The organism is Mesorhizobium sp. M1E.F.Ca.ET.041.01.1.1, from assembly GCF_003997355.1.
Classification (GTDB): domain Bacteria; phylum Pseudomonadota; class Alphaproteobacteria; order Rhizobiales; family Rhizobiaceae; genus Mesorhizobium.
In genome coordinates, this window is sequence record NZ_RZSL01000251.1 from 1 (window position 1) to 8,527 (window position 8,527).

8 protein-coding genes are annotated in these 8,527 nt (G+C 64.8%); 1 reads left to right on the forward strand and 7 read right to left on the reverse strand.

The genetic code is table 11. From position 1 onward, the window contains the following. The coding region (locus EOA38_RS20065) for a diguanylate cyclase (RefSeq protein ID WP_127300032.1) at window positions 1–587 on the forward strand (587 nt) is incomplete at its 5' end. Between the two features lie 512 nt (window positions 588–1,099). Here EOA38_RS20065 and rpmG read toward each other — a convergent pair. The 7 genes from rpmG to EOA38_RS20105 form a co-directional block, all read right to left on the reverse strand. Next, a complete protein-coding gene (gene rpmG, locus EOA38_RS20075; protein WP_006201775.1) occupies window positions 1,100–1,267 on the reverse strand; it encodes a 50S ribosomal protein L33 in 168 nt (55 codons plus the stop codon). A gap of 186 nt (window positions 1,268–1,453) precedes the next feature. Further along, window positions 1,454–1,912, reverse strand: a complete 459-nt coding sequence (locus EOA38_RS20080) for a hypothetical protein (protein ID WP_127300033.1) — start codon at window positions 1,910–1,912, stop codon at window positions 1,454–1,456. A 100-nt stretch (window positions 1,913–2,012) separates the two neighbouring features. Then, a complete protein-coding gene (locus EOA38_RS20085) occupies window positions 2,013–3,188 on the reverse strand; it encodes an MFS transporter (RefSeq protein WP_127300034.1) in 1,176 nt (391 codons plus the stop codon). Window positions 3,189–3,208: 20 nt separating this feature from the next. Continuing rightward, window positions 3,209–3,949, reverse strand: a complete 741-nt coding sequence (locus tag EOA38_RS20090) for an NUDIX hydrolase (RefSeq protein ID WP_127300035.1) — start codon at window positions 3,947–3,949, stop codon at window positions 3,209–3,211. Window positions 3,950–4,108: 159 nt separating this feature from the next. Next, window positions 4,109–4,555, reverse strand: coding sequence for a DUF983 domain-containing protein (locus tag EOA38_RS20095; protein WP_126093495.1), 447 nt, complete (start codon window positions 4,553–4,555; stop codon window positions 4,109–4,111). Next, window positions 4,555–6,861, reverse strand: coding sequence for a ribonuclease R (rnr, locus tag EOA38_RS20100; RefSeq protein ID WP_127300036.1), 2,307 nt, complete (start codon window positions 6,859–6,861; stop codon window positions 4,555–4,557). The genes EOA38_RS20095 and rnr overlap by 1 nt, the downstream gene beginning before the upstream one ends. 6 nt (window positions 6,862–6,867) lie before the next feature. Beyond that, on the reverse strand, window positions 6,868–8,527 hold a 1,660-nt coding region (locus EOA38_RS20105), incomplete at its 5' end, for a DNA topoisomerase (RefSeq protein ID WP_189434762.1).

Sequence of the window (8,527 nt, forward strand, 5' to 3'; positions counted from 1 at the left end):
AACTGACGGCGCGCCTGCGCACGCAGGTGCGGCGCAAGCGCTACAACGATCAGTTGCGCGCCAGCGTCACCCAGACCATCGAGATGGCAGTGACCGACGGCTTGACCGGACTGCACAACCGCCGCTATCTCGACAGCCATCTCGAGACGCTGTTCGACCGCGCCGTGGCGCGCCGCCGGCCGCTGTCGGTGATGATCACCGATCTCGATCGCTTCAAGTCCATCAACGACGCCCATGGCCATGACGGGGGGGACGACGTGCTGCGCGAGTTCGCCAGGCGGCTGCGCAAGAACGTGCGCGGCATCGACCTTGCCTGCCGGTTTGGCGGCGAGGAGTTCGTCGTGGTCATGCCGGACACCGAAGGCGCTGTTGCCGAGAAGGTGGCCGAACGCATCCGCGCCGAGATCGCGCAGGTGCCGTTCGCGATCGGGGCGGATGGCAAGACCATCGAAGTGACGGTCAGCGTCGGCGTGTCGTCGGTGCTGAAGGGAACGGATACGGTCGCGTCACTGATGAAGCGCGCCGACCTTGCGCTCTACGAGGCCAAGAGCGGCGGCCGCAACCGGGTTGTCGCCAAGGCTGCTTAAAGCGAGTCGCGCTGAAACGGATTTGGCGACGCGCCCTTAAGTCTGTATTCGCGCATGTCGATTTCTCGAAACCGCCGCAGACTTTTGAGCGGCATGCATTGGTAGACGCCGCCAATATCCGGCCATCCGACAGGGTTACGAATTTACCTTAACCCAAGCGATTCGCGAGCCGTGGTTAAGAAATGGTTGATTTTCATACGTTCTTGAGCAAATCTGCTTCGCATAGACCGAAGACGAAGCCGGCACGAGGGTAGACTGCCCGGCTCGATCCGAAAAATACCCCATGATGCTCAGGTCCGCCGCATCTCCTGGGTCCGTGGGGTCGGCCGGCCGGCGCTGGCACATAGTGGCCTCCTCGTACCGCTGCCAACCGCCGACCGGCCCCCTTTTTCCAAGACATGATGTCAAGGCCCGCTGCAGACAGCGGTGCTCGTTCCTGCTTGCGGATCCGTCCGCCGAAAACAAAAACGCCGCCCGAGGGGGCGGCGTTTCGGCATTTCGGGATAACCAGATTACTTGATCTTGGTTTCCTTGAATTCGACGTGCTTCTTGGCGACCGGGTCGTACTTGCGGAACGACAGCTTGTCCGTCTTGGTGCGGCTGTTCTTGCTGGTCACGTAGAAGAAACCGGTGTCGGCGGTCGACAGAAGCTTGATCTTGATGTTTGCGGCTTTGGCCATGATGTTCGTCCGTTAATGTTCGTGGAGTTTTGGCCGCTGGAGCACGGGGAAAACACCCGGACGCGGGAAACTTGGCGCGACACATAAAGAACGCGCCCGGAAAGTCAAGCCCGAGCGGGCTTCGCGAGGCCCAATGCGCCTGCCGCCGGTAACGGCGAATGGGGCCGGCGGCAGGCTGGCGGTGCTTCAGGCGCTCTCCCGGACCGGCGAGGCAGACTGTTTCCAATCCCCCGTCGTGTTCCACCAGCGGTTGGGATTGGCGCGATCGTCGAGCCCTTTCGAACGGCTGGCAAGCAGGGGCTGCAGGCGGATCACCGGTTCCTCATAGCTGTGCGCCTGGTAGATGGCCTCGACGACACGAGCGGCAAGCGCCTGGTCATCGGGCAGTTCGAACGACACCTCGACGGTGCCCGGCCGCCGGCGCAACTCGATTTCGGCGCCCGCGGCAGCCCCTTCGAGCGTCCGGTAGCGCTCGATGCCTTGCGCCGACTGATAGGCATTGCCGTCATATTTGCCCATGCGCAGCGGCGTGATCGCCACGACCGCCTCCATGATGCGTTCGACATCGGCCGCCGGCGCCTGGAAAGTGACGAGCAGAAGCAGTTCCATCCTGAGGGATTTGGTCTCAAAGCCGCTGTCAATCATCTGATCTCTCCTTGCTCTTCGTCCGTTCGAGCGAGGGTATAGCAGGGGTGCTGCTGACACGGTGATGTCAGGATTGCCCGCGCCTTGGCGACATTTCCGGCTAGAGAATCTTCCGCACCAGCCTGACGCAGACCAGGAGCATGTAGGCGGCAAAGAACACCGCGAGCGACCAGCCGAAGCCCGAAGGGCCGAAGGCGTCCATGCCGATGCCGATCGCTTGCGGGCCGATCACCATGCCGACGCCATAGCAGAGCACGAAGGCGGCATTGGCGGAGGCGAGCTCATGACCGGATAGCTGCGAGCCGAGATGGGCAAGCCCGATCGTGTACATGGCGGCGACCACGCCACCCCAGACGAACAGCAGCGCCGCCATCAGGTGCCAGTTCTGGGCGAAGAGCGGCATGAAGGCGGTGCCGGCGAGCCCGACCGTGGCGCAGGCCAAAAGCAAGTGGCGGCGGTCGGAGACGCGGTCGCTGATCATGCCGATCGGAATCTGCAAGAGCACGTTGCCGAGGCCGATCATGGTGAGCAACAGCGCCGCGTCGGCCTCCGAATAGCCGATACGGCTGCCATAAACCGGGAACAGCGAGAAACCGCCGGTCTCGACGGCGCCGAACACCAGCACGGCGAAGGTCGCGGTCGGCACCATCCAGACATAGCGCAGGAAGTGGCTGGTCTCGCCGTCGGCGACGATCGCCGGGCTCTCGTTGCGGGCCGCAAGCACCGGAATGGCGGCGAGCGTCACCAGCCCGATGGTGACGCCGAAAGGCAGGAAGCCGCTCGAGCCCAGATGGGCGAACAGCCAGGGACCGGCGGCGAAGCCCAGCGACAGCACCGTGGCGTAGATGCCGAGCACCAGGCCCCGGCGATGCGGCGGCGCCGAGGTGCTGATCCAGAATTCCGAAAGGATGAACAGCACCGTCAGCGAGATATGCAGCGCGACACGGAGCGGAAACCACATCCAGAAGTCCGGCGCGAAATGGAAGCCGACAAAGGCAAGCGCGCCGGCGGCAATCATCAAAAGCATCGTCCATGCGACGCCGAGCCGCACGGCAAGGGGCGTGGCGAGCGGGGCGCCGGCGATGGAGGCGAGGCCGGCGACCGCAGTGTTGAGGCCGATCATCGAGGCCGAGTGACCGCGCGTTTCCAGGATGACGCTGAGCAGCGGCATGCCGAGGCCGATGGCGATGCCGACCACGCTGATCGAGGAGATTGCCGCGATCATCGGCAGCCAGTGTACGCGTTCGTCGCCCTGTTGCTGGGTATCGACCGTCATGGGATATGGATGCTCTGCTTCTAAAGGACTTCGCGGACGAAGCGGTTTCGGACGAGCCGGAAGAACGGCACGGCACCGCCCGGACGCAGCAAGGGATCGTGGGCGAGCCGCTTTTCCAGTTCTTCCAGGACCGTGCGGGTAATGTCGGGAATGTCGGCCTTGCGGGCCTCGGCAAGCGGCAGCCAGACGAGTTCTTCCAACTCGTTGGTCGGACCGCCGTCCGGCAATTCCACGGCGACATCATCGCGCCAGGCGCTGAAGAAGCGCGTGTCGAAGCGGCGCACGCGGTTGGGCGGGGTGATGGCGCGGGCGATGAAGCGCAGGACATCAAGCGATGGCGTCACGCCGTGTGCGACGAAGCCCTGCCAGTCGCGCTTGGCGGTCGCGAACGGGCCCTTGCGGCCGATCAGCAGGCCGGCTTCCTCGTAAGTCTCGCGGATTGCCGACAAGGCGATGGCGCGCGCCCGCGCAGCGCTCGCGCGTCCCGGACCGCTGGCAAGCCTCGCCTCTTCCTTGGCGTGCAGCGGAGCAGCCACCGGAATGCGGCTGTCGGCTGGGTCGGTGCGGCCGCCGGGGAAGACGAACTTCCCGGGCATGAAGGCGTGCCCGGCATGGCGCCGGCCCATCAGCACCAGAACGTCGCCGCCGCTCCGATTGAGCAGGATCAAGGTTGCGGCATCGCGCGGACGAAGCGGCCGGCCGCCGTGCACGGCCAAGCCTTTATCGAGTTTATCGACATCCGCCTTGGTCATTCCTTCCATGCGTTCGACCTAGCGGAAACTTCTCGAATGCGAAAGTGGCTTGCGGGCTCGGATCTTTGCACCACCCCGGACGAAAAGTCGCTGCTGTGGCAATCCCTGGAAAAGAGCTCAGCGGTTTTCCGTCGGGAATTGCGTAGAAACAAACTTGCCGCTCCAAGCCTAGGAGTGCGGCTCAAGCTCGTCCTTCTCACCGCTGAAGCCGTGCATATAGAGTGCCCATTGCAGACCGATGACGGCGCCCTTGACCGGCTGCAGCAGCGCGACGGCCAGACCAAAGGTCAGCGGCACCCAGATCAGCGCGTGCTGCCACAACGTGAGCGTCGAGGTCGCCTCCACACCCATGAAGGCGCCAACCACGATGTGGCCGACGATGACGATCACCAGATAGGCAGGAAGGTCGTCGGCGCGATGGTGATGGAGCTCCTCGCCGCAGACGCTGCATTTGTCGACGGACTTGGTGAAGGCATAGAACAGCTTGCCTTCGCCGCAATGCGGGCAGCGGCCGAGCAGACCGCGCTTGATTGCCGTCCACAGCGGACGCGCGACGCGGCCTGAATGATGCTCACCGCCGAAAACCTGCTCTTCCACACCAAGTCCCTTCGGCATCATCTTCTCCTGCCGCGCGGCCCGAAGCGCGATTGTGACGCGCGGGCGCGGCCCTTGGCTTTGTGAAACGACCGTCGCGAGCCTGGCAGCGGCTTCGGGTCGGTCAGCATCTCGAAACGCATGGCGCCGGCCATCGGCGCGACTTCGAGCAGCCGAACCTCGACGCGGTCGGCAAGCTGGTAGCCCTTGCCGGTGCGTTCTCCGAACAGCGATCGAGCGGTTTCGTCGTAGATATAGTAGTCGCCGTCCAAACTTGACACCGGGATGAAACCATCCGCGCCGTACTGCGGCAATTGGACAAAGAGTCCCGCCTTGGTGACGCCGGAGATACGCGCGTCGAAGGTATCATTGATGCGCTCGGCGAGGTAGGCGGCGATCAGTCGGTCCACGGTATCGCGCTCGGCCGCCATGGCGCGGCGTTCCGTGGCCGAGATCAGCGCGGCCACCTCTTCCAGCCGGTCGGCTTCGGGCTGTGTCAGGCCACCGGGTCCAAGGCCAAGCGCTGCGATCAGGCCGCGATGCACGATCAGATCGGCATAGCGGCGGATCGGCGAGGTGAAGTGGGCGTATCGTTTCAGGTTGAGGCCGAAATGGCCGATGTTCTTCGGCGAGTATTCGGCCTGGCTCTGCGAGCGCAGCACCACCTCGTTGACCAGCGCCTCGTTGTCGGCGCCACGCACGCGCTCCAGAATGCCGTTGAACTGGCTTGGCCGCATCTGTGCGCCGCGCGCCAGCGACAGGCTAAGCGTCGCCAGGAATTCGCGCAGCGATTCCTGCTTGGCAAGCGAAGGCGCGTCGTGAATGCGGTAGACGAGAGACTCCTTCTTGCCTTCCAGCGTCTCGGCGGCCGCGACATTGGCCTGGATCATGAACTCCTCGATCAGCTTGTGGGCATCGAGGCGCTCAGGGACGATGACCCGGTCGACGGTGCCGTCCGGCTTGAGCAGTATCTTGCGTTCCGGCAGCTCGAGCTCCAGCGGCTGGCGCGCGTCGCGGCCGCGCTTCAGCACGGCATAGGCATCCCACAGGGGCTTCAGAACGTTGTCGAGGATCGGCCGTGTCTTCTTGTCGGGCGCGCCGTCGATCGCTGCTTGCGCCTGCGGGTAGGCAAGCTTGGCCGCCGACTTCATCATGATGCGGTGGAAGGAGTGCCTAAGCTTGCGGCCTTCCGCCGAGAAGGTCATGCGAACGGCAATCGCGGGGCGATCCTCGTCTTCGCGCAGCGAGCAGAGATCGTTGGAGATGCGCTCGGGCAGCATCGGCACGACGCGGTCCGGAAAATAGACCGAGTTGCCGCGCTTCAGCGCCTCGCGGTCAAGCGGCGTGCCGTAGCGGACATAGGCGGCGACATCGGCGATCGCCACCGTGACGATGACGCCGCCGGGATTCTTCCCGTCGGTGTCGGGTGTGGCGAAGACGGCGTCGTCATGGTCCTTGGCGTCGGCCGGATCGATGGTGACCAGCGGCAGGTCGCGCCAATCCTCGCGGCCGGCAAGTGCCGCCGGCTTGGCGTCCCCGGCTTCGGCGATGACGTCGGCCGGAAAGACATGCGGAATGTCATGGGCGTGGATGGCGATCATCGAGACCGCCTTCTCGCTGGTCAGCGACCCAAGGACGGCCAGGACCTTCGCGCGCGGCAGGCCATAGCGGGATGCCCGCGCGGGCTCGACCTCGACCAGATCGCCGTTTTTGGCGCCGTTCTGGAATTCCTTGTCGACGATCAGTTCTGGCTGCCGCCGCTCCACCGGCTCGATGCGGAAGCTGCCGTCCTTCAGCACGCGGAAAACGCCGAGCACTGCTTCGCTGCGCTTCTCGAAGATCTTCATCACCCGCCCGGTATAGGCAGGGCCGGTAGGATCCTCGGTCGGGAAAGTCTTGGCGAGCACGCGGTCGCCGATGCCGGGAACCGGGCCGGTGGCGCCGCGCGAAATGCGGATGGCGATGACAGGGGGCGAGCCGGGGCCGGTAAATTCGCTCGGATTGGCCAGAAGCACGCCGTCTGCATCGCGGCCGACAATGTCGAGCACGGCGACATGGGGCAGGGCGCCCGCGCGGGTGAGGCGCTTGCGTTCCTTCGTCAGCAGACCTTCGTCCCGAAGGTCACGCAGCAGGTCCTTCAGCCAGATGCGGTCCTCGCCGCGCAACGCGAAAGCCTTGGCGATCTCGCGTTTTCCGGAACGGTCGGGATTTTCGGCGATGTAGCGCAGGATTTCGTCGCGCGAGGGCCGGTAGTCGTCCTTGACCCTGGCCCTGGTATCGGCGCCGCGCGGATCGCCGTGGCTTCTTCCGGAGATCCTGCGCGCCACGTTCCGCTACCCTTTCTTCGCCGCCCTGCGGAACGGCTTCTTGCCGCCTCCGCCCTTGGCTTCCTTCTCGGCGATCAAAGCGAGCGCCTCTTCCATCGTCACCGACTGCGGATCCTTGCCCTTCGGCAGCGTCGCATTGACCTTGCCGTAGTTGACGTAGGGGCCGTATTTGCCGTCGCGCACGACGATCTTGCCGCCACCGTCGGGATGGTCGCCAAGTTCCTTCAGCGCAGCGGGCGTGGCGCCGTTGCGGCCGCCCTTGCCCTTCTGCTGCTTCTCGGCGATCACCGAGACGGCGCGGTTCAGACCGATCGAGAACACGTCCTCGATGCTTTCCAGGTTGGCGTAGGTGCCGTCATGCAGCACGAAGGGTCCGTAACGGCCAAGACCCGCCGAGATCATCTTGCCGGTTTCCGGGTGCTTGCCGACGTCGCGCGGCAATGACAGCAGCGCGATCGCCTTTTCATGGTCGATCGAGTCGGCCGCCCAGCCCTTGGGCAGGCTGGAGCGCTTGGCTTCCTTGCCTTCGCCGCGCTGGATGTAGGGACCAAAACGGCCGCTGCGCAGCGTGATCTCCTCGGCCGTGTACGGATCCTTGCCGAGCAGCTTGACGCCGTCCTCGCCGTTGCCGTTCTCGCCATTGGGATTGGCGGCATCGCCAAGCTGGCGGGTGTAGGAGCATTCCGGATAGTTCGAGCAGCCGACGAAGGCGCCGAACTTGCCCAGCTTCAGCGACAGGTTGCCTGAGCCGCATTTCGGGCAGATGCGCGGGTTCGAGCCGTCCTCGCGTTCGGGGAACACAAGCGGCGCCAACTCGTCGTTCAAAGCGTCGAGCACGTCGGTGACGCGCAACTCCTTGATGTCGTCGACCGCGCCCGAAAAATCCTTCCAGAAGTCGCGCAGCACGTCCTTCCAGGCGAGCTTGCCATCGGAGATCTCGTCGAGCTTTTCCTCGAGCGAAGCGGTGAAGTCGTACTCGACATAGCGTTCGAAGAAGCTTTCGAGAAAGGCCGAGAGCAGCCGGCCCTTGGCCTGCGGCACCAGCTTGCGCCGGTCGATGGCGACGTAGTCGCGGTCCTCCAGCGTCTTCAGGATCGCCGTGTAGGTCGACGGCCGGCCGATGCCGAGCTCTTCCAGCTTCTTGATCAGCGACGCCTCGGAATAACGCGGCGGCGGCTCGGTCGTGTGCTGGGTGGCGTTGATCGCCTGGCGGGCAAGCTGCTCCCCGGCGCGGATCTCGGGCAGGCGGCGGCTTTCCTCGTCCTCCGCATCTTCGTCCTTCTGGTCGGTATAGGCGGCGATGAAGCCGTCGAAGCGCACGACCGAGCCGACCGCGCGGAGCTCGGCGGTGCGGGCGCCGTTGATCGCCTCGATCTCGACCGTGGTGCGCTCGATCTCGGCCGGCTGCATCTGGCTGGCGATGGCGCGCTTCCAGATCAGCTCGTAAAGCCGCGCCTGGTCGGCATCGAGATATTGCCGGACCGATGCCGGCGTGCGCTTGAAATCGGTCGGGCGGATCGCCTCATGCGCTTCCTGGGCATTCTTGGCCTTGACCGAATAGTAGCGCGGCTTCTCCGGCAGGTACTTCGCGCCGAACTCGCTCGCGATGGCGTCGCGCGCGGCCTCGATCGCCTCCGGCGCCATCTGCACGCCATCGGTTCGCATA